The organism is Bombilactobacillus bombi (assembly GCF_013607485.1).
GTDB lineage: Bacteria > Bacillota > Bacilli > Lactobacillales > Lactobacillaceae > Bombilactobacillus > Bombilactobacillus bombi_A.
Genome location: NZ_SCHP01000019.1, coordinates 1 through 25955, shown reverse-complemented (window position 1 = coordinate 25955; position 25955 = coordinate 1). Strand labels below are relative to the sequence as shown.

Annotated in this window: 31 protein-coding genes and 2 other annotated features; of the genes, 2 read left to right on the top strand and 29 right to left on the bottom strand. The window is 36.2% G+C overall.

The window, feature by feature from the left end; all coding sequences use genetic code 11:
* Positions 1-180: 180 nt before the first annotated feature.
* The 10 genes from rpmG to EQ827_RS05235 form a co-directional block, all read right to left on the bottom strand.
* On the bottom strand, positions 181-330 hold the full coding sequence (gene rpmG, locus EQ827_RS05280; protein ID WP_181189947.1) for a 50S ribosomal protein L33: 150 nt from the start codon (positions 328-330) through the stop codon (positions 181-183).
* A gap of 74 nt (positions 331-404) precedes the next feature.
* On the bottom strand, positions 405-2510 hold the full coding sequence (locus EQ827_RS05275) for a peptidoglycan D,D-transpeptidase FtsI family protein (protein WP_181189946.1): 2106 nt from the start codon (positions 2508-2510) through the stop codon (positions 405-407).
* Positions 2511-2632: 122 nt separating this feature from the next.
* Positions 2633-2935 carry a HesB/YadR/YfhF family protein gene (locus tag EQ827_RS05270; protein ID WP_181189945.1) on the bottom strand — a complete coding sequence of 101 codons (303 nt, stop codon included), beginning with the start codon at positions 2933-2935 and terminating at the stop codon, positions 2633-2635.
* 50 nt (positions 2936-2985) lie between these two features.
* Positions 2986-3459 carry a transcription elongation factor GreA gene (gene greA, locus EQ827_RS05265; protein WP_181189944.1) on the bottom strand — a complete coding sequence of 158 codons (474 nt, stop codon included), beginning with the start codon at positions 3457-3459 and terminating at the stop codon, positions 2986-2988.
* Positions 3460-3507: 48 nt separating this feature from the next.
* Positions 3508-4176: a uridine kinase gene (gene udk, locus EQ827_RS05260; RefSeq protein WP_181189943.1), complete on the bottom strand. Its 669-nt coding sequence runs from the start codon at positions 4174-4176 to the stop codon at positions 3508-3510.
* Between the two features lie 128 nt (positions 4177-4304).
* Complete coding sequence (mltG, locus tag EQ827_RS05255; protein WP_181189942.1) at positions 4305-5462, bottom strand: endolytic transglycosylase MltG; 1158 nt, start codon at positions 5460-5462, stop codon at positions 4305-4307.
* Positions 5463-5530: 68 nt separating this feature from the next.
* Positions 5531-7951 carry a phenylalanine--tRNA ligase subunit beta gene (gene pheT, locus EQ827_RS05250; RefSeq protein ID WP_181189941.1) on the bottom strand — a complete coding sequence of 807 codons (2421 nt, stop codon included), beginning with the start codon at positions 7949-7951 and terminating at the stop codon, positions 5531-5533.
* 3 nt (positions 7952-7954) lie between these two features.
* Positions 7955-8998 (bottom strand): phenylalanine--tRNA ligase subunit alpha, encoded by a 1044-nt coding sequence (gene pheS / locus EQ827_RS05245; protein ID WP_181189940.1) that lies wholly within the window; start codon positions 8996-8998, stop codon positions 7955-7957.
* A 42-nt stretch (positions 8999-9040) separates the two neighbouring features.
* Positions 9041-9233, bottom strand: a binding site (T-box leader).
* Between the two features lie 36 nt (positions 9234-9269).
* The gene (locus tag EQ827_RS05240) at positions 9270-9755 is read right to left on the bottom strand and encodes an HD domain-containing protein (RefSeq protein WP_181189939.1); all 486 of its coding nucleotides are present in this window, start codon (positions 9753-9755) and stop codon (positions 9270-9272) included.
* A 24-nt stretch (positions 9756-9779) separates the two neighbouring features.
* Positions 9780-10541, bottom strand: a complete 762-nt coding sequence (locus EQ827_RS05235) for a TrmH family RNA methyltransferase (RefSeq protein ID WP_181189938.1) — start codon at positions 10539-10541, stop codon at positions 9780-9782.
* An 86-nt stretch (positions 10542-10627) separates the two neighbouring features.
* Between EQ827_RS05235 and EQ827_RS05230 the strand changes: the two genes are divergently transcribed.
* Positions 10628-10903, top strand: coding sequence for an acylphosphatase (locus EQ827_RS05230; RefSeq protein ID WP_258231794.1), 276 nt, complete (start codon positions 10628-10630; stop codon positions 10901-10903).
* A 16-nt stretch (positions 10904-10919) separates the two neighbouring features.
* Positions 10920-11900 carry a membrane protein insertase YidC gene (yidC, locus tag EQ827_RS05225; protein ID WP_181189937.1) on the top strand — a complete coding sequence of 327 codons (981 nt, stop codon included), beginning with the start codon at positions 10920-10922 and terminating at the stop codon, positions 11898-11900.
* Positions 11901-11943: 43 nt separating this feature from the next.
* Here yidC and EQ827_RS05220 read toward each other — a convergent pair whose 3' ends face one another.
* The 19 genes from EQ827_RS05220 to EQ827_RS05130 all read right to left on the bottom strand — a co-directional run bounded on the left by EQ827_RS05220 (position 11944) and on the right by EQ827_RS05130 (position 25798).
* Positions 11944-12237: a hypothetical protein gene (locus EQ827_RS05220; RefSeq protein ID WP_181189936.1), complete on the bottom strand. Its 294-nt coding sequence runs from the start codon at positions 12235-12237 to the stop codon at positions 11944-11946.
* Positions 12230-12517, bottom strand: a complete 288-nt coding sequence (locus tag EQ827_RS05215; RefSeq protein ID WP_258231793.1) for a DUF2089 domain-containing protein — start codon at positions 12515-12517, stop codon at positions 12230-12232. The genes EQ827_RS05220 and EQ827_RS05215 overlap by 8 nt, the downstream gene beginning before the upstream one ends.
* Positions 12518-12929: 412 nt before the next feature.
* Entirely contained in the window at positions 12930-13373 is a 444-nt protein-coding gene (locus EQ827_RS05210) for a hypothetical protein (protein WP_181189935.1), read from the bottom strand.
* A 3-nt stretch (positions 13374-13376) separates the two neighbouring features.
* The gene (locus EQ827_RS05205) at positions 13377-13838 is read right to left on the bottom strand and encodes a hypothetical protein (protein ID WP_181189934.1); all 462 of its coding nucleotides are present in this window, start codon (positions 13836-13838) and stop codon (positions 13377-13379) included.
* A 1124-nt stretch (positions 13839-14962) separates the two neighbouring features.
* Positions 14963-16471 carry a HAMP domain-containing sensor histidine kinase gene (locus EQ827_RS05200; protein WP_181189933.1) on the bottom strand — a complete coding sequence of 503 codons (1509 nt, stop codon included), beginning with the start codon at positions 16469-16471 and terminating at the stop codon, positions 14963-14965.
* On the bottom strand, positions 16468-17157 hold the full coding sequence (locus EQ827_RS05195; RefSeq protein ID WP_181189932.1) for a response regulator transcription factor: 690 nt from the start codon (positions 17155-17157) through the stop codon (positions 16468-16470). The genes EQ827_RS05200 and EQ827_RS05195 overlap by 4 nt, the downstream gene beginning before the upstream one ends.
* 169 nt (positions 17158-17326) lie before the next feature.
* Positions 17327-18742 carry an NADP-dependent phosphogluconate dehydrogenase gene (gene gndA / locus EQ827_RS05190; protein ID WP_181189931.1) on the bottom strand — a complete coding sequence of 472 codons (1416 nt, stop codon included), beginning with the start codon at positions 18740-18742 and terminating at the stop codon, positions 17327-17329.
* A 73-nt stretch (positions 18743-18815) separates the two neighbouring features.
* Positions 18816-19364, bottom strand: a complete 549-nt coding sequence (locus EQ827_RS05185; RefSeq protein ID WP_181189930.1) for a YceD family protein — start codon at positions 19362-19364, stop codon at positions 18816-18818.
* Positions 19365-19371: 7 nt separating this feature from the next.
* A complete protein-coding gene (locus tag EQ827_RS05180; protein ID WP_181189929.1) occupies positions 19372-20517 on the bottom strand; it encodes a nucleotidyltransferase in 1146 nt (381 codons plus the stop codon).
* Between the two features lies 1 nt (position 20518).
* Positions 20519-20863, bottom strand: coding sequence for a ribosome silencing factor (gene rsfS / locus EQ827_RS05175; protein WP_181189928.1), 345 nt, complete (start codon positions 20861-20863; stop codon positions 20519-20521).
* 15 nt (positions 20864-20878) lie between these two features.
* A complete protein-coding gene (gene yqeK / locus EQ827_RS05170; protein ID WP_181189927.1) occupies positions 20879-21460 on the bottom strand; it encodes a bis(5'-nucleosyl)-tetraphosphatase (symmetrical) YqeK in 582 nt (193 codons plus the stop codon).
* Positions 21444-22094 (bottom strand): nicotinate-nucleotide adenylyltransferase, encoded by a 651-nt coding sequence (locus EQ827_RS05165; RefSeq protein ID WP_181189926.1) that lies wholly within the window; start codon positions 22092-22094, stop codon positions 21444-21446. Before EQ827_RS05165 ends, yqeK begins: the two co-directional genes overlap by 17 nt.
* A gap of 6 nt (positions 22095-22100) precedes the next feature.
* Positions 22101-22418 (bottom strand): YhbY family RNA-binding protein, encoded by a 318-nt coding sequence (locus EQ827_RS05160; protein WP_181189925.1) that lies wholly within the window; start codon positions 22416-22418, stop codon positions 22101-22103.
* A 12-nt stretch (positions 22419-22430) separates the two neighbouring features.
* Positions 22431-23552: a ribosome biogenesis GTPase YqeH gene (gene yqeH / locus EQ827_RS05155; RefSeq protein WP_219912646.1), complete on the bottom strand. Its 1122-nt coding sequence runs from the start codon at positions 23550-23552 to the stop codon at positions 22431-22433.
* Positions 23545-24069: a YqeG family HAD IIIA-type phosphatase gene (locus EQ827_RS05150; RefSeq protein ID WP_309109340.1), complete on the bottom strand. Its 525-nt coding sequence runs from the start codon at positions 24067-24069 to the stop codon at positions 23545-23547. Before EQ827_RS05150 ends, yqeH begins: the two co-directional genes overlap by 8 nt.
* A 149-nt stretch (positions 24070-24218) precedes the next feature.
* Entirely contained in the window at positions 24219-24578 is a 360-nt protein-coding gene (gene rplT, locus EQ827_RS05145; RefSeq protein ID WP_181189923.1) for a 50S ribosomal protein L20, read from the bottom strand.
* Positions 24579-24615: 37 nt separating this feature from the next.
* Positions 24616-24816 (bottom strand): 50S ribosomal protein L35, encoded by a 201-nt coding sequence (gene rpmI / locus EQ827_RS05140; RefSeq protein ID WP_181189922.1) that lies wholly within the window; start codon positions 24814-24816, stop codon positions 24616-24618.
* A gap of 17 nt (positions 24817-24833) precedes the next feature.
* A complete protein-coding gene (gene infC, locus EQ827_RS05135; RefSeq protein ID WP_181189921.1) occupies positions 24834-25346 on the bottom strand; it encodes a translation initiation factor IF-3 in 513 nt (170 codons plus the stop codon).
* A 49-nt stretch (positions 25347-25395) separates the two neighbouring features.
* Positions 25396-25508, bottom strand: a sequence feature (ribosomal protein L20 leader region).
* A gap of 56 nt (positions 25509-25564) precedes the next feature.
* Positions 25565-25798: a cytochrome b5 domain-containing protein gene (locus tag EQ827_RS05130; RefSeq protein WP_181189920.1), complete on the bottom strand. Its 234-nt coding sequence runs from the start codon at positions 25796-25798 to the stop codon at positions 25565-25567.
* Positions 25799-25955 lie beyond the last annotated feature (157 nt).

The following is a 25955-nucleotide window of genomic DNA, read 5'->3' as shown; positions in this document are numbered from 1 at the left end:
CGATTGTTTGTGCTTTTTGAAATTAAGAAGCTTCAAAAAGCTGCTAATATTAAATCGTTGGTGCTGTTTGATTTTGCTGCCACCAATTCTTAATTTTAACTGTCTGTTGTTTACGTAAATTAGCTTTATTTTGCAAGCTAGACTCCTTAATAAAAAAACAACAGGGTCGCCCTGTTGTTTTTATTTAGTTTCGCGATGTAATGTCACTTTACGTTCCCGTGGGCAATATTTCTTAAGTTCCAGGCGGTCAGGATTATTACGTTTATTTTTGCTGGTTAAATAATTGCGCTCATGACATTCTGTGCATTCTAATGTAATATTTACTCGCATACTAAAACCTCTTTTCTTACTTGAATACATGCAACTCTGTTATATTACCATTTATACGGTTAATTTTCCAGTGTTTACTCAGAATCTTTTGTACTTGTTCCAAAATAATCATTAACAATATTTTTAACCAAGTTCAAATTATATTCCCCTTTTTCACTGCTAAGATTGGGTAAAACTACCGCTACGGCAATTTGGGGATCGTCATAAGGTGCATAAGCCACCATACTTAAAGTTATTGTTTGAGGCGGATTAGTATTATAGGGATTATCAGGATCATAATAAAATGATTGTGCAGTTCCGGTCTTACCAGCAATCGCTGGTTTTACCCCAGCTAAAGGCTTAGCTGTTGTCCAGCCGCCATTTCCGTGAACTACATTATAAAATCCATCTTTGACAACATTAAGCTGACTATTAGTAAAGCCGACACGATTTAAAACTTGAGGTTGAGTTTGGTGAACAATTGCCCCTAATGATCCATCACGCTGAGTTTTTTGAATTGATTGGACCAAATATGGCCGGATTCGATAGCCGCCATTAGCAATCGTCGAAACGTATTGTACCATTTGCATGAGAGTATAGGCATCATAGTTACCATAAGATTCATCCAGTACCGAACCTACTTTAATAATGCCATCACTATTCATTGTTGGTCCTTCAATACCACTACTTTCACCGGGTAAATCAATACCGGTTTTTACACCTAGGCCAAATTGATTGTAGTAACCACGTAATTTTTGGAAGACATTATCATCAATGTGAATATAACTATTGGGAACATATTTGGCATTTCCCATCCGCATTGCTAGCCGCATCATATAAATGTTAGAAGAAAACTCTAAAGCCTTTTGAGCGCTTAAAGCACCAAAAGTTCCGATCGGATAAACGGATTTTTTGACTGGAGTACTAGGTAAATAAATTGGCGCATCCGGTAAGACACTATTATCAGGAGAAATTACACCGTCCATGAGTCCACCCAAAACAGTAGCACCCTTAACCGCCGACCCCATTACAAATGTTCGATTAATTACCCCTAGGGAATCGTCAGTTATAGCTCCCGTTTTTGGATTATAATGAACACCCGACATAGCTAAAATGGCACCAGTCTTAGGGTTCATAGCAACAGCATATGCCCCATCAGCATATTGAGTTACACCATTAGCTCTGGCAGAATTAAAAGTTGAGTGTACAGCAGTATCAACCTTTTTTTGAAAATCAGCATCTATGGTTAAGTTTAAATTGTCGCCCTTTTCACCACGATATTTTTGAATAGAATCAGTCAATTTATTATTATTACCCACTGAAATCTGGGTCTGTGATTTACTGCCTTTTAAGATGGGTTCATATTCCTGTTCTAAATAACTGGTACCAATACGATCATTACGTGAATATCCTTCAGCCAATAATTGATTAATCCGATCATCTGGTAAGCCCTGCTTTTCTGTGGAAACTTTCCCAATAATACTGGTCATTGAGTCTCCCATCGGATAGGAACGCTGAGAATCAGTTCCAATTTGAATCCCTGGTAATTCGGTTTGATGCTCACTGACTTGAGCCACTTCCAGAGGAGTAGTTTGGTAACTCTTAATATAAACAGTGGAATACTGATAAGCGGCACTCATTTTTGCAAAGATAGCGGCAGCCTGGAGTTGATCAGGTGTTAAATGGGGCTTTTTCTTTTCAACATAATTTATTGCCCGCCGATATTCAGCCCGCACCGGTTCTGATTGCAGCTGATCTTTAGTTAAATTTTTATTAGTAATTTTAGTGATTTTTTTATAATTATTGTCATCTGCTAAATAATAATCAGCCTTATCATGAGCGGTAAGATTAGAATCATCAACATGAATGAACTTTTGTAGACGATTGGCTATTTGATACATATCCGAGGTTTTGACAGCAGCGCTGCGGGTATAAGTAATGGCACTGCTCGGTTCATTATCAACAATTAAACGCCCTTTGGAGTCATAAATAAGGCCTCGTGGCACATTGCCGGCAATAATAGTTTTGTCGGAACGTTCCACTTCTGCTTGAAATTTGGAACCATTTAATAATTGCAGATAAGCTAACTGACCGACTAATAATGCAAACAAAACAAAAACTATTACCAATAAGACATTCAGCCGAAATGGTAAAATTGATTGGGTAGTTTTAGGCTTATTAAGCCGTTTAAAAAATTTCACTAATTGAATCTCCTCAAGTAAATAGTATGGAATACAAAAAAGAGCTAGAGTCCAAACCTAATTGTACCCCAACCCTCTTTATACGTCCAAAACATTCCTAAATTGACTAAAAACTTCTATTCTTAAGCCGTCACTTCATCCACAAAGGTATACGTTGGGCTATCAATTTTGGAATCATAATCAATTTGCAAATCATAACCTGTAAAAAACCAAACATCTTCATCATCAAAAAAGTAACTTATCCCCTCTAGGACAGTTTCATAATGTGGATGCTGCGGTTTTTGCTTTTGAAAAGCCAAAGAAAAACCGTTATGAACATTAGTTTTCCCATAAACTTTCCCGTAGAAATGCAAACCGTCACCGGGCTTTAAATCAATATTTTCCCGATACCACTGTTGTGCTGCGGAACTTACTGTCATTTTCATATTTATCACCTGCTAAAATGATACCTCATGGAAACGATTTAATCCACTAATTAGTTCTCAACATTAATAATTTTGACCTTAAACGAACCACCTGGCGTCTCAATAGTTACTTGGTCACCCACTTTTTTGCCTAACAAAGATTTAGCAATTGGCGAATCATTACTAATCTTCCCGTGCAAAGGATCAGATTCAGCGGCACCTACAATTTGGTAAGTCTCAGGTTCTTCGCCCTCTTCTTGAAAAGAAACTTTTTTACCTACAGAAACTTCATTGGCATCTACTTGACTAACATCAACGACTTCGGCATACTGCAGCATAGTCTTAATCTCGGAAATTCTTGACTCTACTACACTTTGTTCATCTTTAGCAGAAGAATATTCGGAATTTTCTGACAAATCACCGAATCCCCGTGCCACTTTAATGCGCTCAATAATTTCAGGGCGCTTTTTTAATTTCAAATCTTCTAATTCTTGTTCTAACTTTTCTTTACCTTCAGCTGTCATGGGATATCTTTTTTCAGCCAATTTTTACACCTCATTTTTAATATGGTTATCAATATAAACAGGATAAAGCTAACTGTCAACACTATTCTTAGATTTTGTGCGTTGATACATTAAATATCTAATTTTAGAAGTTAATAAGTCAATTGCTACTTCGTTGGCTCCTCCTTCAGGGATGATAACATCAGCATAACGCTTAGTAGGCTCAATAAATTGTTGATACATCGGCCGCACATGCTCTAAATATTGATCGAAAATAGTTTCCAAAGTATAGCCTCGATGGTCAACATCTCTTTTAATCCGCCGAATTAAGCGAATATCGTCATCAGTATCGACAAAAACTTTAATATCCATTAAATCGCGTAAACGCTGGTCATAAAGGACAAAAATACCTTCTAAAACAATGACATCGGCTGCTTCTTGATGACGAGTTTCACCGGTACGATTACTTTTCACAAAATCATAAATTGGTACTTCAATACTTTGAAAATTACGTAATTTTTTTAAATCACTAACTAATAAATCAGTATCAAAGGAAAGGGGATGATCAAAATTCTGCCGCTTGCGTTCTTCATAAGGCAAATCTAATTGCTTATAGTAGGAATCCATTTGCAGTAGAGCAATTGACTGTGCACCTAAATCCTTAATTAAGCGCCGAGCAATGGTCGTCTTACCACTGCCGGAACCGCCACTTACACCAATAATGAGAGGCTGTTTAGAGGACAAATCTTGCTGGGTCATTACTTTCTCCTATCAAAAGGGATTGAGACAAATTAATTCTCAACCCCTTAATTGCTTATTTGATTAAAAATATCATACCACTAAATTAAACTATTAACTGAATATTATAAAATTTATTTATCACTAAACTATTGACCAATAGAAGAATCAGTCTCTAAATGTTGTGAATAATTAGTGGAATAGTAAACTTTTCCAGTCTTCAAATCAGCAACAAAATACAGATAGCCCTTATCTCGTTGTGCTGGATTTAAGACAGCCAACACCGAATTAATACTTGGTGTATTAAACGGACCGGGACCAAAACCAGTATTTTTGTACAAATTATAAGGCGACTTCACACTAGTATCCTTATTGCTCAACTTTCGTTTATGCTTGTTTAAGGCATACATTACTGAAATATCTGACTGCAAAGGCATATTCTGGTCTATTCGATTAAAGAAGACTCCAGAAATCATACGCCGATCTTTTTCAGTTACCCCTTCACGTTCAATCAAGGAAGCCAAAGTTAAAGCCTGCTGAACTGTTAAGTTCTTAGCTTTTATTTGATCAAAGTAAGGCGATAATTCCTGATTAGATTTAGCTACCATATTAGTAACCAACTTTTGTAAAGACATGCCGGAATAATACGGATAGGTGGCAGGGAATAAATATCCTTCCAGATGATAACGGACATTTTTAGAATTCATGGAAGAGTTTAATAATTCTGGATAATTATTTTGCAACTGTTTAAGAAATTTCTGATTTTTCATTAAAGCTAGAAATTGCTTTTTTGAATAAGGGGTGTTCTTACTGATAACATCCCCAATTTGTTCAACTGTTACCCCTTCGCGCACTAAAACATTATTGTCCGGACGCGCAATATGCTCAGAACTGCCGCCCTTTTGTAAACGCGCTACAATTTGTGTTAAAGTCATCGACGGTTTAAAGGTATAGTATCCCGCTTGAAAGTCAGTATAATTATGAGATTTAACATAATAATTAAACACAGTAGCACTACGAATAATCTTTTTTTCCTGCAAGCGCGAGGCAATTTCCTTATTAGAAGATCCAATCGGGATTTTTACTTCAATTTCTTGATGATTGTTGCTGTTCATGGGTTGTAAGGATTCTTGAACATAGTTATAACCCAAGACTCCAAAGGTTACTATCAAAATAGCAATAATTGCAATAATCCAACCAGCAATACTATTGACAACCCGGCGTTCTGTTTCCCGTTCTTGCTTTTTTTGCAAAGCTTGTTGTCTGCCAGACGAAGCAGATCTCTTATTTTTGTCTGAATTAGCCAAAGATGGTTCCTCCAAATGTTAATCTCAAACTCTAATTATACACAAGTTTGACCATTTTGGCGGAAAAATTAGCGAATTTCTGCACCAAATTGTTCTTGTAAAATTTGTTTAATTTGCTCAAAGTGTTGATTGACTTCCATATCAGTCAAGGTAGCAGCTTGATTTTGGAAAACCAAATTATAGGCCACAGACTTATAACCATTTTTAATATTTTTACCAGCGTAAATATCAAACAAGTTAATATTAACTAAATATTTACCGCCAGCTTGTCGAATTGCATTTTCAATAGCTGCATGAGTAACTGTTTGTGGCACAACTAAAGCAATATCACGACTTACAGGTGGGAATTTAGCAGCAGGAACATAAATGTTAGTCTTATCTGCCAAAGTTTCAATCTCGTCTAAATTAAGCTGGAAAACAACTGTAGTTGCAAGGCCTAATTTTTTAGCATAGCCAGGATGAACAGTCCCAACAAAACCTACTACTTTTTCATCCATTAAGATTAAAGCTGTTTGTCCTGGATGTAATTGCTTAATTTGATCAGTAGCCTGATAAGATATCACTGCCTGCTTATTTAAACTCATCAATAATTCTTCCACATCACCCTTAATGGCAAAGAAGTCTACAAGACGTTCGGAATTTTGCCAATTCTTGTCTTCAATATTACCAGTTACCGCACCGGCTAAGTATTCTACTTCGTGTGGTCGCACGGCTGCAACATCATTTTTTGGGAATACCCGTCCTTGTTCAAATAAGGCCACATTATTCTGTTTACGAGCAACATTATACAACAAATCATTTAAGAGACCGCTAATTAAATTGAGACGTAAATATTCATGATCGTGTGTCATAGGCCAATCTACTTTGGTCAAGTAAGTTTTATTATACGTAAATGCTTTGGCTTCTGTTTGATTCAATAATGCATAACTGATTGCTTCATCATATCCTAAAGAACGCATCAAGCTGCGTGCTCGCCGTAAAAATTGTTGGTGAGGATTATAACCGCCAATAGTTTGAGCGCCAACAGGTAAGGTACTGGGTAGTTTATCAAAGCCATAAATCCGCACTACTTCTTCAATAATATCAGCTTCTATACTAATATCCCAGCGTCTACGCGGCACAATGACAGTCATTTTATCACCATTTTGAACAACGCCAAACCCTAAACGTTCTAAAATAGCCTGCATTTCAGCAGTTTTAATGTTAGTTCCTAAAACATGATTAATATGTTGCGGTGATACCACAACTTCTATAGGCTCAGTAGCAGTTTGGCTGCCGACAAGTTGACCATTTGTGATTGTACCATTAGCTAATTGCTGTAATAATTGGGCAGCTCGATCTAAAGCTTCGGCGGTGGCACTAACGTCTACGCCCTTTTCAAAACGTGTAGAAGCGTCTGTACGTAGATTATATTTTTGAGCAGTCTTACGAATACGGACCGAATTAAACACTCCAGCTTCTAGCACAACAGTCGTCGTTTTTGAAGAAATTTTGCTCTCATTACCACCCATAATTCCAGCAAGTCCTAAAGCATGTTGTTCATCAGCAATAACAATATCTTGGCCAGACAAATTATAATCATTACCATTTAAAGTAGTCAGCTGTTCGTTTTCTTGTGCAAGCCGCACGATTAATTGCTGTGAAGCTAGCCGATCATAATCATACGCATGCAAAGGCTGTCCGTATTCCAGCATCACATAGTTAGTAATATCAACTACATTATTAATAGGCTTAATTCCATTATTCCACAAACGGCGCTGCATCCATAAAGGACTTGGCTGCACTTGGACATTTTGGATAACTCTTGCCCGATAAGTTGGCGCTAAGTGTTCATCGGTTACTTGAACCTGCAACAAGTCTGCAGTTGGTGTAGAACTTTCTTGAATTTGTGGTTTTTCAAAATGGGGTTTTTCATCGTACATTGCAGCAACTTCCCAAGCTGTCCCACGCATTCCTAAAGTATCAGCACGGTTAGGAGTGATATCAAAATCTAAGATTGTATCATCCATTCCTAAATATTTAAAAACCGATTCACCAATTTTAGCTTGGGCATCAGTGGGAAAAATATAAATTCCATCCTTATATTCATCTGGAATTACTGACTCATCAAAACCAATTTCTTGCAGAGCACATAACATCCCCTGGGATTCTACGCCACGAAATTTACCCTTTTTAATTTTTTCATTATTAGCAATGCGCGCACTTGGTAAGGCCACAATCACTAACTGATTCAAGGCAACATTAGGTGCACCGCAAACAATCTGTAATAATTCATCTTGGCCCACATCCACTTGACAAACATGGAGATGATCAGCATTAGGGTGCTGTTGTAATTGTTTTATTTGACCGACAACCAAATTTTTTAAGCCGGCTGCTGGCTGAATAACATCATCAACTTCAATACCAGTAACTGTTTCTTTTTCGGCAATTTGCATTGGTGTTTCTGGTAAATTTACATATTCTGCTAACCAATTTGTTGAAATTCTCATTTATTATTCCCCCTGAAATTGTTCTAAGAAGCGTATATCGTTAAGATAAAAATCACGAATATCATTAATACCATATTTCAACATGGCAAAGCGATCCGGTCCTAGGCCAAAGGCAAACCCGCCATAAACTTGGGGATCAACTCCAGCATTAACTAAGACATTAGGATGAACCATGCCAGCACCTAAAACTTCTACCCAACCAGTATGCTTGCAAACGGCGCAACCTTTACCACCGCAAGCAAAACAGGAAACGTCAACTTCAACTGAAGGTTCCGTAAAAGGAAAATAACTAGGTCGCAGACGAATCTGACGTTCCTTTCCAAAGACATGGCGTGCAGTTAATTCTAGAGTTCCCTTTAAATCAGCCATAGTAATGTGCTTATCGATTACTAAGCCTTCGATTTGGTTGAATTGGTGGGAATGAGTGGCATCATCAGTATCACGTCGATAAACCTTGCCGGGACTAATCATTTTTAAAGGACCCTTAGAAAAATCATGTTTTTCAAGCGTCCGGGCTTGTACAGGGGAAGTTTGAGTCCGCATCAAAATTTCTTTAGTGATATAAAAAGTATCTTGCATATCACGAGCTGGGTGATCTTTTGGTAAATTCATCATTTCAAAATTATAGTGATCCTCTTCCACCTCGGGACCATTGACAACCTCATATCCTAAACCGATGAACAATTCTTCAATATCATCCATCACTTGCGTAATTACGTGTTTTGTCCCAAGGTGACGATGACGACCAGGCAAGGTTACATCAATTTTTTCGGCCTGTAGTTGCTTTTGGGTTGCTTGCTCTTCTAAGCGCTGCCGGGCACTTTCTAAAGCAGTTTGTAAGTCATTACGAACATTGTTTGCTAAAGCACCCATTTGGGGACGTTCTTGTTCAGATAAATCTTTCATTCCCCGTAAAGCTTGTGTTAAAGGACCTTTTTTTCCTAAAAACTTAATTCTTATTTCATTTAAAGTATCTAATTGCTCCGCATTTTTAATTTGCTGTAATCCTTGTTCGTGTAAATCATTCAAGATTTTTTTCAGTTCCATAATGACCTCCTACAATTTTCAATAAAAAAAGCTTCATCCCCAAAAAGGGACGAAGCTTCGCGGTACCACCCTAGTTTGCACATTAAAATTGCGCACACTCAAATGTTGAATAACGCCAACAAACGTTATGACTCCAGAGTGAATTCACATCTAGTCTCTTCAATTGTTCTCACTTAACCAATTGTCCCTGTTAAGAAACTTCTATGATGTTACTATTTTCCTTCATTGTCATTAGATTTAGTTTAAAACTTTCTCATTAGAATTTCAATTTTTATTTGAACTGTAATTTTTGTTTCCAAAGTAATATCTTGGGTGATAAAGCTTCTTGAACGGCACATTTATCGTCTACTAAACTAACAATTAAGCTTTCCCAATAACGAGGCACTTGAGTCGTGGCGCCAAACATATGCTTGACAATAATATCCGCTTCCATTGGAGAAAGCTGGGTTAATTTTTGGGCATTGTTTAATGCAATATGTGCATGAACATAGGCATGAGTTCGAAAATCCATTTGCTGAGAATCCCAATCATAATAAAACAAATCATGCAACAATCCCCCACGAGCCAAAGCACGGGTATTAAGATGCCATCTTTTACCTAATAAATAACTATAATAAGATACCCGCACAGAATGATCGAAACGATTGGAATAATGATGTTGCTTAATCGATTGCAGACGTTGCAATTCGGGTTTTGCTAATAAGTCCTTCACTAATTCCAAATATTGTTGATCTTGACGCCAATCCGGAATTTTCATCTCTATAACCTCGATAAAAATATATTAAAGACTAAACATTAGAATACCAGCTGCGATGGCAACATTCAAGGATTCAGCTTGTCCAATTAAAGGAATATATAAATTTTTATCAGTTAATTGGGCCAACTGTGTTTGCATACCTTGGGCCTCATTACCCATAATCAACGCAAAATTTTGTGGAGCTTGAACTTGATGGTAATCTTGGGCTGTCTCATTCACTAATGTTCCATAAACTGGCAGATTATTTTGCTGTAAGTCAGCAATCACTTCTGAAAGATTTGCTGTCAAAAGCTGCAAGTGAAATTGGCTGCCCTGCATCGCCCGTTGTACTTTAGGTGCATATAAGTCAGCACTATCAGGGCTCAAAATAACTCCTTGATAACCAGCTGCATCTGCCGTTCGAATCATCGTTCCTACATTGCCGGGGTCTTGAATATGATCTAATAGCAGCCATTTGCCCTGATAATCAATTTGTGTTGTCGTTTTTGGTAATTCGATAACTGCAAAAATCCCCTGCGGAGTAACTGTATTACTCAAAGACTTAGCCACAGAATCACCAATTTTTATACATTGATCATAAAGTTGTTTAACTAAATGGTGCTGGTCGTGATTCGTGAAGTTTTCAGTAACCAATAGCTCGATAATAGTAATTTGGTTTTGTAAGGCCTCATTAACTAGATGCTCTCCTTCAATTAAATAGCGCCCCTGCTGCCGGCGTCCTTTAGCAGTAGCTAATTTTTTAATTTCCTTAATTTTTTCATTTTTTACTGATGTGATATATTCCATAATAACTTCCTTTCAAAATTATTTTACCAGATATTTTGGTTTATAACCTCTTTCAGTTATAATAAGATTATTGTGGGGTGAAAAATTTGACTGCAAAACACGTTACAATTGATGTTTATGGTCTAGTTCAAGGGGTTGGTTTTCGGTATATGACTTTCACATATGCGCAAAAATATGGTATTGTTGGTTCTGTTGCTAATCAAAGTGATGGCAGTGTGCATATTGAAGCACAAGGTCCAACGGAACAATTAATGGCATTTATGGAAGTTATTAAACGTGGGCCGAGTCAATTTGCTCATGTTAATCATATTGAAGTAAAAGAGCAACCTTTAGATCAATATTCTAAATTTTCAATACAATAATCAATTGGAGAAAACAATGAAGAAAAATTTACGACGTATTTTATTATTTGCAGGCCTAATTAGCCTGGTATTTTTAACTGCGGCTTGCTCACGCCACGGTTTAAATGGGACGCCTAAGCCACCTGCTGGCGGGCCTTACGGCTTTATTTATAAGTATTTAGCGGTTCCTTTCCAGCATCTAATTCTTTATACTTCTAAAACTATTGGTGGGAAAGAAAGTTACGCTTGGGGCATTATTATTATTTCCTTTGTCGTTCGTTTAATCTTGCTGCCATTAAGTTTAATGCAGTCCAAAAAAGCCGTTATCCAACAAGAAAAAATGAAAGTTGTACAGCCGCAAATGTCTCTCATTCAGAAATATCAAAAGGCCGCAACTACTCAAGAAGAACAGGCGCAAGTTAGTCAACTTATGATGGAAGTATATAAGAAAAATAATATTAAGTTGACTGGCGGTATTGGCTGTTTGCCACTGTTGTTGCAATTTCCAGTATTTATCGCTATTTATCAGGCTGTAATGTATTCACCTGAAATCTCACAGGCAACTTTTTGGGGCGCTCCCTTAGCTAAACCCAGCTTAATTATTACTATTATTGCAACTGTTTTTTATTTGATACAAGCGTGGATGTCAACTAAATCTATTCCGGCAGAGCAAAAACAACAAATGCAAATGATGCTATTATTAAGCCCGGCGATGACCTTTTTCATTAGTATGGCTTCTTCAGCAGCTTTGGCCTTATACTTCCTCATTGGTGGTGTAATTATTGTGATTCAACAATTTATTAGTGATTACATCATTACACCACGCGTGCGGAAAAATGTTGATGAAGACCTCAAGGAGCATCCGGTAGTTACAGTAGTGACAGAAGATACCTTTAAAAATATCACTAGCCAAGCAACACCTAGCGATAGTAACTCTCAAGTTCAACAACAAAAGACTGTTATGCATCAGCGCAATCGGCAGCGTAACGCTGGCAAACAGCAGCATTATAAAAATTAATATTTAAAAAAGCAATCGGCCAAAATACTTGGAGATTGCTTTTTTATTCTTTGAAATCGTGAGCTTTGATTTTATCAAGCTCTCTTTTCCTTTTATCTTTTGACTCTTTAAAATCTGTATATTGAATTTCTAATAATACAGCTTCACCACCAATTAATACAAGCAAAGCTTGCCATAAGTGAGGTATCTTATTCACCACAAAATACAAGTACAGAATGAAAATTAAGTATAATAGAGGAAGAATAAATCCCAAATAAGGATACTTACGAAAACGTGATAAAATACTTTGAGATACAATAGCAATAACACATATAATTAAACCTTGAATACTAAACATGAATTTCCTCCTTGTACATCTGCATTATTCTATTAGCAGCATCGAAGCTGATATCTTCATCAATGACTAATTGCATCAATTTTTGATTAAAATCACTTTTATGATCAGATACTTCCCGAACTTTTGCTATAATAGTATCTAGTTTATGTCTAATTGTAGGATATGAAACTTTATATTCACGTTGTAACTTTTTAAGAGATCCAGAATTTAATACAAGATTTTTGACAAATGTTTCTTCATCAGAAGTTAAATTATCCAACCATTGATGTTTATTACTCAATAATATACCTCCTAAAATCTAATAATTTAATAATGTTAAATTAGATTTAAACATAATTTAAGTATATAGTCAAATAAATTAAAGAATAAATTAAAAATTGTGATATATAAACCTGACGCATGATGTTAGTTAAGCTATTGTATAAAAAAGCCTGACTAGGATAAAGGGATGTAATCCTATGTCAGACTATCTTCGGTTTAACCAGCTAGCTAAGCTGGTTGATATTAAATTATTAGCTTTATTATGTTGACAAATAGAACTAGGTATTATTAGTCAGCACCGTTATTAACGAATTTTACAGAGTTTAAGCTGGTGGTAGTTGCCAGAACGTTCACACTTCATCCGGTTTAAATTCAAAACCACCTGCTCAATCATAATAAATAGTTTTAATTTACTTTTTTAGTCAGGAAATCTAGTGCATAAGCCTGTAGGTATGAATAATTTTTACGACTGCCCAGACTATAAAAAATAAATTAACTATCAACATTAAAGTACTTGCCATATTTCCTAATTGAAGTAAATACAGCATAGTAATCCAAGAAATTAATAAAAACCAGAACTCAAATAATTGCAATAAATCAAGGATTAACTGCTGAAACATAAAAGCCTGATCCTTTAACCACGATGTTATACCTGCTCCCCCTATAACTGGTAAATAAAAAACCGTAATCAACATTATATCAGCTTCTAAGGGAGGCTGTGCAAGTTTAATTGCATAAATTACCCTGCCAGTAAAAGAGAAAGCCATTGGCAAAACAGATGTCAAGTTATCCTTCAAGAACACTAAAATCATTAGTTGTAATAGCCATGAACTAAAAATCAACATTCTAAAAAAATATTTTTGTTGCTTTTGCATTTTTTATCCTCGCTTCAGCCACCTCTGATAGAGATAAATAACTGAAATTCCCATGCCTCCGATTATTAATCCCAGATTATTCAAGATAAATATGGAACTTCCTAAATCAGATAATCTCAACATATTAAGCCAAAAAACCCATGCACAAACGTAGATATAAATCTGAAATAATTTAAATATACGTGCTACAAAGCCTAGCAAGTCAGACGCCAGACCATACTTAAATTCCCATTTGATAATACCATATTTCAAGTATAACACACCCAATACCAAGAAGGTCAAAATGATGATATCATTAAAAATTACCGTACCATTTGCTTTCAGGGAATAATTAATTTGTCCACCTACAGAAAGCTGCAAGGGTGTGACAGGACTTAAACTTTTTTGCTTAACGATAATAGTAATTACTTGTAATAGCCAAGAAAAGCCCACAATATAATCAAATAAATTATTTTTTGTTTTCATAATCAAGCTCCCTTAATATTAATATGGCTAACCTCCCCAAAACCACAATGAATTATAAAAGCTTTTAATCACATTTACAACCCTTATAAACTTATTCAGTAAAGCCGTTATAAAACATCTTGACAATAAGGATAAAGCCCTGCTGGAATCGTAATTAATTTAATTTATCTTAAAAATAGTTTTCTTTAATTGCCACAACAAAAGTATCAAATATTAATGTAATTATACCAAACTTACTTTATGAAAAGCTTACCTTAAACAAAAAATCAGGTAAATAATCACCTGATTTTTATTTCGGTATTTTAATCATCTTAAGCTTTTAAAATACTCTCAATACTAATCTTATTGTGTTAAATTGCTAGACAACATTATTTTATACGTTGAGCTATTACATATGGAACATTAAGATAATTTAATTCTTGACAAATTCGATTCTTTTAATGGCTAGTTATAGTTGTTTGACATTAGCCATTGGATAATAACTTCAAGCCATTGGATAATAACTTCATTGGTCTTTGGAAATAATCATAAAATTTAATAAATTGTAAAGTATTCCAATCTATCAAATTACGATATCGATATGAAGGTGCCATTTCAGCTCCTTATTCATTTACTTTTGACCCTACTTCTAAGTGAACTATAAACCAAACCCAATCTACAAGTAAACTGTCCTGCCCGTTGGCTTAAACGATTGAAGTATGGGCGATTGCCATAATTATGGTGATTGATAGTTTTCCAATGCCAGTCTGCCATCCTATTGGAAATCATCGTGCTGGTGTCTTTGACATAGTTTCAGACAAGATTGGAACAATTTCTATTGGTGGCTAAACTTAAAAAACTAGTACCCCGCGCAGTTAACATAAGTTTCAATTGTTTAGTAGCTGACAACTAAACATATCAATTAACTAGAAATTTTTATTCAATATTTATTAAATGACAAAAAGCCTAGCTAAAATATATGAATACAGTTTCTTCGAATGATGTAATTATGTATTATAAATATCACCAACAATGGATTTTAATAAATTATTAATTACTTTGCAAATGAAACAATAACCCTAAAGTAAAATATTTGTAAAAACCTATTAAAAAGCCGTAACCAAGAAGGTCACGGCTAAGTCTGATTATTTAATAGTATCTGATTCCGCAAGCGGTAAATTAACCCGGAAAATAGTTCCCGAGCCAACAGCACTTTCGGCGGAAATATTACCCTTATACATTTCTACAATCTTTTTAGCAATTGACAATCCTAAACCATTACCGCCGCTCTGGCGAGAGCGAGCTTTGTCAACACGATAAAAGCGATTAAATATCCGCTTTAAGTCTTCTTGTTTGATTCCAACACCAAAATCTTGAACTGCGATTGCTAACATTCCGCTTTCTGTAGATACAGAAAGGTTAATTTCTTTACGTTCCCGTGAATACTTCACAGCGTTATCCAACAAAATCACTAAAATTTGCATCAAATGATTGCGATATATTTGCACAATTGTGTGAGGTGGCACAGTATCATCTAAAGAAATTTTAAAATCTGGGTGCAACATCACAAAATCATTATAAGCTTGTTGAATAGTTTCGTTAGCTTTAGTTGTTTCATTAACATAATTAGTTTCAATTTGTTCAGCACGGGTCAGGTCTAACATTTCCTGAATCAATTTTTTCATTCGCCCAATTTCGCTTACAGACGCATCAATAGATTCTTCTAAAACTTGTGGATCATCTTTACCCCAACGCTGCAATAATTTTAAATGACCTTCAATCACAGCCACTGGCGTTCTTAATTCATGTGATACATCTTCAACAAATTCCTTTTGCTGATTAGTATATTCTTGCAAACGATCTAACATGCGATTGAAACGCGCCACTAAGTCAGTAATTTCATCATTAGAATGTTGTTGCGGAATACGAGCTGTGGAATCAGGATCCGCATTAATCTTATCAATCGTTCGATTAATTTGTTTAATGCGACGAACTAATGGTTGCGTCAGTAAATAGCCCAGAACAATACTTAATAATACCGCAAATAAAATCACTACCAACATTTTTTGATTCAATTGGCGAAAAGTCCGATGATAATTACGCATCCCATTATTGATTTTAGCATAACCAATAATTTTTTTAGTATGTTCTGAATAAATTGGCATTGAAGCCTGTAAATATTTAGGACGTTCTGAATTGCGTTTTTTAACATCAATTGTTGTTCTGTGAACTGGTTGAAAATTCGTATCAATCTTTCCCACTTTAAACAAGGGGCGTCCCTGAACATCGAATAACACTAATGACAAGTCCCCGCGTGCTAATTGCTTAGTTAAGCTGTCCCGGTAAAAATCTTCAGGTCGCTCACTAACTAAATGACCATTCACATCACGATGTACAAATTTTCGATTGACATTAGGAGCCAAACGTCTTTGTACCTGTTGGCGAGTTAATGGAGCTTGATAAATATTAAAACGACTATCAACAGCAGAAATAGTATCACGAACGTTATTTTCTTCATTGTGCAATAAAGACTGTTCTACAGAAGAATAAATTAAGGAAGCAAATAAACCAAAGACCATAAAAATTGAAAGACTTAACAGGCAAGTCCACTTAAATCTAATGGTGAGCCGCCAATCAGCAAATTTTGCTTTCATGGGCGGACAACATATCCAGTTCCGCGAACAGTTTGAATATAGCTTTCTTTATCGGGCAAATCAATTTTGTTTCGCAAATAACGAACGTATACATCAACAATGTTAGTTTCTGTCTGTTTCAAGTCACTGCCCCAAACACTCTTTAACAATTGTTCCCGGCTTAAAACTTTACCCATATTATTCAATAAAGTTAGGAATAAATCATACTCACGACGCGTTAATTCAATAATTTTACCATTGCGGCTTAAAGTGTGAGCCTCTTTATCCATTACCAAATCGCGATATTCAATCTTAGTAGAATGCGGAGCCATCTTTTGATCTTCAATATCAATTCGCCGCAATAAAGCGCGTAAACGCGCCAATAACTCTTCAATTGCAAATGGTTTTACGATGTAATCATCTGCTCCATGATCCAATCCAGAAACCCGGTCAATAATCGAATCGCGAGCTGTCATCATAATAATAGGGGTGCTCTTTTCTTGACGCACGCGACGGCATACTTCAAGACCATTTAAAGTTGGCAGCATTAAATCTAGCAAAATCACATCCCAATCTTCAGCTAATGCAGCATCTAAGCCCTTACGACCATCTAATTCCACATGAGTTTTATAACCTTCATGCTGTAATTCTAATTCTACAAAACGTGCTAAATTTTTCTCATCTTCAATAATTAAAATTTTTGCCATTACACTACTCCAAATCTTAATAAAAACTCATCGTCTTAAATACATCCAATAGTATCTTACCACATTATTACTTGAAACCAAGAGAATGTTAATCTATAACCAAAAAAAGAGCCGGGATAAATCTAGTTATTGTCCTAGCCCTACTAAATTATTTATTTGCTTTTTAATACTATTGTTCTTGATACCAAGAATAATGGAAAATCCCATCTTGGTCAACACGCTGATAAGTATGCGCGCCAAAATAGTCTCTTTGTGCTTGAATTAAATTGGCTGGCAGCACTGGAGCACGATAAGAATCATAATAAGCAATCGCTGCACTAAAGGCTGGTACAGGAATGCCGGCTTTTACTGCCCATGAAATTACTTCCCGCGTAGAATCTTGGTACTTCGAGCAAATATCCTTAAAGTAATCGTCTAGTAGTAAGTTATCTAATTGCATATTTGTTTGGTAAGCTGCAGTAATTTTTTGTAAAAATTGAGCACGAATAATACAGCCTGCCCGCCAAATTTGCGCTATTTTATCATATTGCAAATCCCAATTATAATTTTCGGAAGCAGCTTTTAATTGGGCAAATCCCTGAGCATAACTCATAATTTTACTAAAATAGAGAGCTTGTCGAATTTTTTCAGTAAAATCATCAGGAACTTTTACAGTTAAGTTGGTATTTGGTAACACTTTACTTGCTGCTAAGCGTTCTTTTTTGAAAGTTGAAATATAGCGAGCATAGACAGCTTCAGTAATTAAAGACTGGGGTACACCTAATTCCAAAGCGCTTTGTGAACTCCATTTACCAGTCCCCTTATTACCTGCTTCATCTAAGATTAAATCAACAATTGGTTGGTCAGAACCAAGATCATCTTTACGTGTTAAAATATCGGCTGTAATTTCAATTAAATAGCTTGACAATTCACCCTGGTTCCACTTGGCAAAGATATCCGCTAATTGTTGAGGTACTAACTTACCTAATTGCCGCATCAAATTATAACTTTCAGCAATTAATTCCATATCCCCATATTCAATACCATTATGCACCATTTTTACATAATGGCCAGCACCATTAGGGCCAATATAAGTAACACAAGGAGTTCCATCTTCATCTTTGGCAGCAATTTGCTCTAATATTGGAGCTACTAAATCATAAGCTTGTTTTTGCCCCCCAGGCATTAAGGAAGGACCCTGTAAAGCTCCCAACTCACCGCCAGAAACTCCCATACCAATGAAATTAATTCCAGACTTATCTAAGCGAGCATTACGTTCCATTGTGTCTTCAAAGAAGGTATTGCCCCCGTCGATTAGGACATCGCCGCGATCTAATAACGGTAATAATTGATCAATAACCATATCAGTCGGCTTACCAGCTTTTACCATTAATATAATCCGCCGTGGCTTTTCTAGAGATTGCACAAAATCTGCAATTGTATAACTAGGAACAAGATTTTTGTCAGGATGATCTTCGACAACCTTTTGTGTTTTGGAACTGGTTCGATTAAAAATTGCTACTGTATAACCGCGACTTTCAATATTTAATGCTAGATTCTTACCCATTACGGCCATACCAATAACACCAATTGTTGGTTTACTCATTAAAAATCTGCCTCCTCATAATTACATTAAAATCTTAACAAAAGTTCTATCAAATTAAAAGCTATTGATTCACTTACTCTTTATCTTTAGGAATAAAATCTTTTAATTTGTCCCATTGTGGATTCAAGGTTTGCTTTTGCTTTTGTTGATACTGATTTTCAGATATTACAGACCATTGCTGGCCATGAGGCATAATTTTATCAGCTTGTTCTTGCGGCGTAAGGACTTGCGTGGGAATACTCAACAAAATATTATCTTCAATTGCCGTTTGCAAATTTAAACGTTGATTTTCTAAGGGCAGGATTAATTCTTTTTCTTCTTCCTGATTTTGCCCCTTTAAAATTTCAGGATTGTCACTATAAAGTTCTTCAACTTGAATATCAATAGGCAAATTGACCGGCGTTAAACTACGTGTTGATGGATAAGTTAAGTGCGTTTTTATTTGAAGCTGACTATAAACTAACTCATTCTTCCAGCCTATTTGTCCTTGCACCAAAACAGGCTGAACAGCTATAATTTGGGCATCACGCTTTTTTAAAATAGCTTCTAAATCCAAAGTTTCTTTGACTAACAACGGCTGTTGATGATATTTAGCTAATTGAGCGGTGGTGTAACTAAGCATAAAATACCTACTTTCTTCTTAAGGGCTGCCGACCAAAATTCTGTTCGGAAATATTTATCAATCCTAAAATACGATAAGCCTGCACACTGCGAGCCATTATTCCGTTGCGATTACCTAACTTTTGCGTAACTTTAGTAATCAAGGGCAGCGTGAGAGATTTTTTAATCTGGTGAAGATGATCCTGGCCGCGGTGAGTGAATCCTAAAACATGAAGATAACGTTGCTGACGCATTTGTTGCATTTGGGAAGCAGTAATATCTAATAAAGTATACAAACATAACCGCCGTAAACGCGCATAAGTATACCTTTTACTTTTAACGCGACGTAAAAAATCTGTTAAGTTGACGGCATCTTTGATTTCTTGCTGGAATTTATATTCCAAACCTTCATTCATTTGATAAATATGTTCCAATTCAGCTAAACTAGCTGTTAATAAACGATATTTCAAATAAGGAAAAAATTTATGCCAACCTATTAAAGGCAGCGAAAAAAGTTGAGCTGCCACAAACTGCGGCACAGCTGACGCGAATGGCTGTTGCTGCCAAAGAGCTTGGCGGATAGCAGAAGCACTGGCATATTTACCTTGAAAAGCAACTTCATCATGCTGTACTTGTCCTTGACGACGCAAAGCCGTTAATTGGAGTGGATAATTCAACTTTAAACTGGCCTGAGCATAGGCTAGACCTAATAACTGATTTGGCTGGGATACTTTGATACCCATTTGCTGTTCAATTGCTTGATTAAATTGCGTTGCATAAGTGTTATGAAAATCAACAAAATTTGTCGCTTGAGCTGTTATAGGTTCAATTTGTCGAGCCAGCTGATAATAGTCTAATTTTGGATATTCACTGCCGAATACTAAGGTGTCTACCTGCAATTGCTGTAAAATCGTTAAAGCTTCTAATGCAAAAATATTGGCAGGCTGAACTGCACCATAAAATGGCAATTCTACTACTAAATCTACACCAGCTTCTAAAGCCATTTGGGCACGCTGCCACTTATCAATGATGGCAAAATCCCCTCGCTGGACAAAATTGCCCGACATTACTACTACCAAAACATCAGGCTGCAATTGTTGACGTACAGTTTGAATTTGCCATAAATGACCATTATGCAAAGGATTATATTCGACAATAATGCCACAAATTTTCATTTTAATCTGCTAATTGAGAAACATCGATGCTAGGAGCATCAGACCACAAATTTTCAATTTTGTAAAAATCACGGGCTTCTTGCGTAAAGACATGTACAATTACATCGCCTAAATCCACTAAAATCCAATTAGAATCTTTTTGACCTTCGACATGGTTCACTTGATTATCAGCTTGTTCTACAATGTTATCTACAATGGCTTGAACTTGCCGCTGGGAAGCGGCAGACGTAATCACAAAATAATCGGCCATCAAACTAGTTTCGTGCATATCTAAAACTACAATATCTTCTGCTCTTTTATCAGCAGCAGCCTTTACTGCTGTCTGCATAATTTCTTGACTATTCAATAAAATACCTCACTTTTATTTTTGTGCAACCCATTGGTTATAACTGGCAATTGTCAATGGATAGATCTGACTATGCTTTTGCAATAAAAATTCCAAGGTGTGCTGTAATTGATAAGCTACCCCTGCATCTAAATCTTGATTAGTAATTTCACGGGCCTGTTCAACCCCAGTAAAATCGCGTTTTGGTTCCGTATAATCAGCCATAAAAACAATCTTATCCAAAGTAGTCATCCGTACATCACCAGTAGTATGACGTCGCACAGAATTCAAAATATCTTCATCAGTAATTTTTAATTCATATTTTATGAAAAAAGCTCCTACAACTCCATGCCAAATGGCATTACCATAATTTAATAATTCTGGATCTAACTTTTCTTGTTTAATCATCGCAATAAAGTCCGCATCACTACGCTCTTTGGCATAATCATGAACTAAACCCGCAATCTGAGCTTTTTGCAAATCATAATGATTTAACTTAGCTAATTGGACTGCCCGTTCACTAGTGCGCAAACAGTGTTGATAACGGCTATCTGATAATTGGTAGTGCACTTGTTTTTGTAAAGTTGCTAAATCAAATTCATTATTTATGGTTGTCATCTTGATAAAGCCCCTTTTCTTCAATATATTGTAAAACTAAATCGGGTACAAAATATCTTACTGAGCCATGATGCTTAATAGTCTGTCTAATCCAAGTGGAACTGACATCGCTGGTTGGCATATTAATCCAAATTAGCGGATAAGCTGATTTTTTTTCATAACCCTTGCGACAGATACCCACTAGCTGCACCATTTTTACTAATTCATCAATTTTATACCATTTTGGCAAATAATTGACCATGTCGCCGCCAATAATCAAATAATAACGATTTTCTGGATGGGCAATCTTTAATGCGCGAATAGTGTCATAAGTGTAACTAATTCCTCCACGGTTTACTTCCATTAGCCCCAGTTCAAAATGGCGGTGGTCAATAATGGCTCTGCGCACCATTTCTACGCGGTCATTGACTGCAATGGCTGCCTTTTGATCAACATGTGGAGGAGTGGCATCAGGTATAAAGAGAATTTTATTGAGACCTAATTGGTTTAATACCTGATCAGCAACCATTAAATGACCAATATGTGGGGGATTAAATGTACCACCCATAATACCAATTCGTTTTTGCTGGCCACTAGTAGAAGTTTGTAATTCAGGTTTAACCAGAAGATTATTTTTGGTTACCGTATGAGTCATTACTTATTACCTCCGTAATTGCTCAACTTCTAAACTCAAGCGGCGTTTACTGCTTTGTGGTGCACGTTTATATAACACGACTGTATGCCCAATATCTTGGACGTACTCAATTTTGGCATCAAATGCTTGAACTTGCTGAATCAACTCAGCCGCCTGAACAGTTGAATTTTTTAAAATTGTAATTTTTAAAAGTTCCTGGCTATTAATTTGATTTTGAATTTGCTGTAAAACCGTAGCAGTGATACCAAACTTACCAATTTGAAACTGTGGCGCTAATTTTTGCGCTTGACCGCGCAAAAATTGACGTTGTTTCGGTGTAATCATAATTTACCTCACCTAATTAATTAAAGATGGACGAACTTCAACTTGCAGTCCTTGAGGCAAATAAGCCTGTAATTGAACATTTTCCGGAACTGCAATCCAGCCCAATCCTGAAAAAACTATATCACTTTTCACTGTAGTATTAATATTTTGTGCTCTCAAAGGTGGAAAAGTATCGGCTTCAGCAGGAGGCTGTAACAATTCTCCTAAATGCCGTTGATAAAAATCAGCAGCCTGTTCTAATTTTGTACGATGAACATATAACTGATTATCAACATAAACCACAAATGAACCTGGTTTCCCTTTGACAAAATCCAGACGCCCTAAACCAGCTAAAAACAAAGTTTGCTGCTCTTGTAACTGGAAAATTCGCGGATGAATTTCCTTTTGTGGAGTGAGATATTTTAACTCCTTAGCCGTCAAAAATTGAGAAATTTGATTTTTATGAATTATTCCTGGTGTATCAACTAACTCTCCGCCATCAGTTAAAGGCAAACGAATTTCGTTAAGAGTAGTCCCGGGAAAATTAGAAGTTGTAATCAAATCCTGCCAACCATTATGAGCACGAATTATTGCATTAATTAGAGTAGATTTACCAACATTCGTAGTTCCCACAACATAGACATTTCGTTGGTGGCGCAACTGAGTAATTTTCGTTAAAAGGTCATCGATATTAGTTAGTTTTTTAGCACTAACTAGCTCAGTAGCGATAGGATGCAAACCGGCCGTTTTTAGTTGATGCTGCAGCCAATTTTTTAATTTATTCAATTTAAAAGAACTTGGAATTAAATCAGCTTTATTGCCCACTAACAAAATAGGATTCTTCCCAATATAGTGTTGCAATTGTTTGATTAAGCTACCAGAAAAATTAAATAAATCAACTACATAAACAACCAATGCCTGCTCATGGCCAATTTGTGATAACAAATGCTTAAAATGGACATCATCTAAAGGTACTTGCGTAACTTCATTATAGTGACGCAAACGAAAACAACGCTGACAATACAGCTCTGGTTCGGAACTGTCTTCTTGATATTTTTTTAGTGTATTAGCCGGTATATAACCAGCTTCTTGGGGATTTACTGACTGTAATTTAGCACCACAGCCAATGCAAAATAGCGTTTCAGTTTCACTCATACAAATGTTTCCTCCACTTTAATTGCGGATACAATAGATGATTAAGGTACATCAAAGGCCGTTCAAAAAAACGATTAATACGCGTTTTTTTGGAATCTGTAGCCACTAAAGGTTTAACCAAAATAGTACGTACACCAGCCATGTTACCTGCTAAAACATCCGTTAACAACTGATCGCCCACCATCACAACTTCTTGAGCCGTTAAATCATGTTGCCGTAAATATTTTTTTATAGAAAAAGGCAATGGCTTCAAAGCTCGCGCTACTACTTGAACTTTTAGCCCTTGTAAGGCTAATAAAACACGCTGTTCATTATTATTTGAAACAATTACCAGTGCAATGCCCTGCTGTTGTAACTTTTGGGCCCAATCAATTAAATTTTGATCTAAGCGCTGCTTTTTATTCCAAGGTACAAGAGTATTATCTAAGTCGGATAAAATCACTTTAATACCTTGAGCAGCAAATTCTTGGGGCTCAATCTGCATTATTTGGTTAATCATTAATGCCGGTTTTAAAATAGCCAGAATTATTCACTCCTATTATTAATTTTGGCAAAGACTAATCTTATACTAGCATACTTTAGCTGACAAAAAAGGACTGTGACAAAACTAAATTTGCTCCAGCCCCAATGTATCCATCCAATATCTCATAAAATGATTAAAATATTTTATTGCTCTAATTCCGCTTTTGCGGTATCAACTAATTTCTTAAATGCACGTTGGTCATTAATAGCCAAATCAGCCAACATTTTGCGGTTAATATCAACTTGTGCCAATTTCAAACCATGCATCAATTTGCTATAACTAATATCATTCATCCGTGCAGCAGCATTAATCCGCGCGATCCATAACTTGCGGTATTCACGCTTTACTTGACGACGATCACGAAAAGCATAACGATAAGAATTAAAAAGTTGTGTCGATGCTGCCTTAAATTGAATATGTTTGGAACCGCGATAGCCCTTAGCTAATTTTAAAACTTTCTTGCGGCGTTTGCGAGTTACTGTTCCACCTTTAACACGTGGCATAAAAATTCCTCCTAGAAATTCATTTTATTGAAGACCATTATTTATAAGTTGTTAACATTTGTCTGATACGCTTCATATCACTAGCACTAACCATTGCTGAATGTGCTAATTGACGCCGTTGCTTCTTGGTCTTACCATGAAAACGGTGGCTAGTATAACCATGATGCCGCTTCAAACCACCATTAGCGGTAATTTTAAAACGTTTTGCTGATGCGCGATGTGTCTTTTGCTTAGGCATTACAAAATCCTCCTACATTAATTCTTTTTTTTATCAGCGATGGGAGCTAGCATTAAAAACATACTTCTGCCATCCATTTTCGGATGCGTGATGACAGTCGCAACATCTTTAGTAGCTGCTGCCATTTTCTCCAGAACATCTCGACCGATTTCTTTGTGAGTGATAGCACGGCCACGGAATCGAATCGAAACTTTGACTTTTGCTCCCTTTTCCAAAAATTTGCGAGCATTCTTCAATTTAGTATCAAAGTCATTTTGTTCGATTGTCGGACTTAGGCGAACTTCTTTGATACTAACAATTTTTTGTTTCTTACGCGCTTCTCGGTCCTTCTTTTGCAATTCAAACCGATACTTGCCATAATCCATAATCCGAGCTACAGGCGGCTTGGCATTAGGCGAAACTACGACTAAGTCTAAGTGTGCCTGTTCCGCCAGCCTTAAAGCCTCTGATTTGCTCTTGACACCTAATTGTTCTCCTCCAACTGAAATCACACGCACTTCACGTGCCCGAATTTTCTCGTTCACGATCATGTTATTTTTGCTATTATTAGCAGCTATTGGTATCCACCTCCGAAAAATTCACTCACAAAAAATGCGGGCGCAAAAGCACCCGCAATCAATATCTAATCGATTATTCTTTAAACCCAGAGGCTAAACAGCATGGGTGAGAAGCGGGGGCTTCTGCTTATTCAATACACGACTATTACTATATAAAATTTATCTTACTCTGTCAAGGATAAATTATTATCTTAATCGACTAACTTACCCACTACTGGTAATTTTTCTAAAACTGTTTTTTTATGCGGAGCTTGTAAAATTTCATTTGAAAAGTCATTGCCAGCAACATGACTATGGTGATTGTCACCGGCCCAAGCTTTTACATTTGTTAAATCATAGACTATACCATCAATGGCCACATACTTTTCAGGTTTATCTTGACCATTATATTGTGATAATTGTGCTTTAGTAAAAGTTTTTTCCATGGTAATTCCTCCCATAAACATCTTCCATAATCACTCTACTTCAATTTTACACAATAAGCAATTAATTAAGTTGCCCTTCAGATAATAATTCTTTAAGTTGCCCAATTTGCTGTTTTAGCTGTTTGCCAATATCTGTCTGGGCACCTGTCTTTCGTGA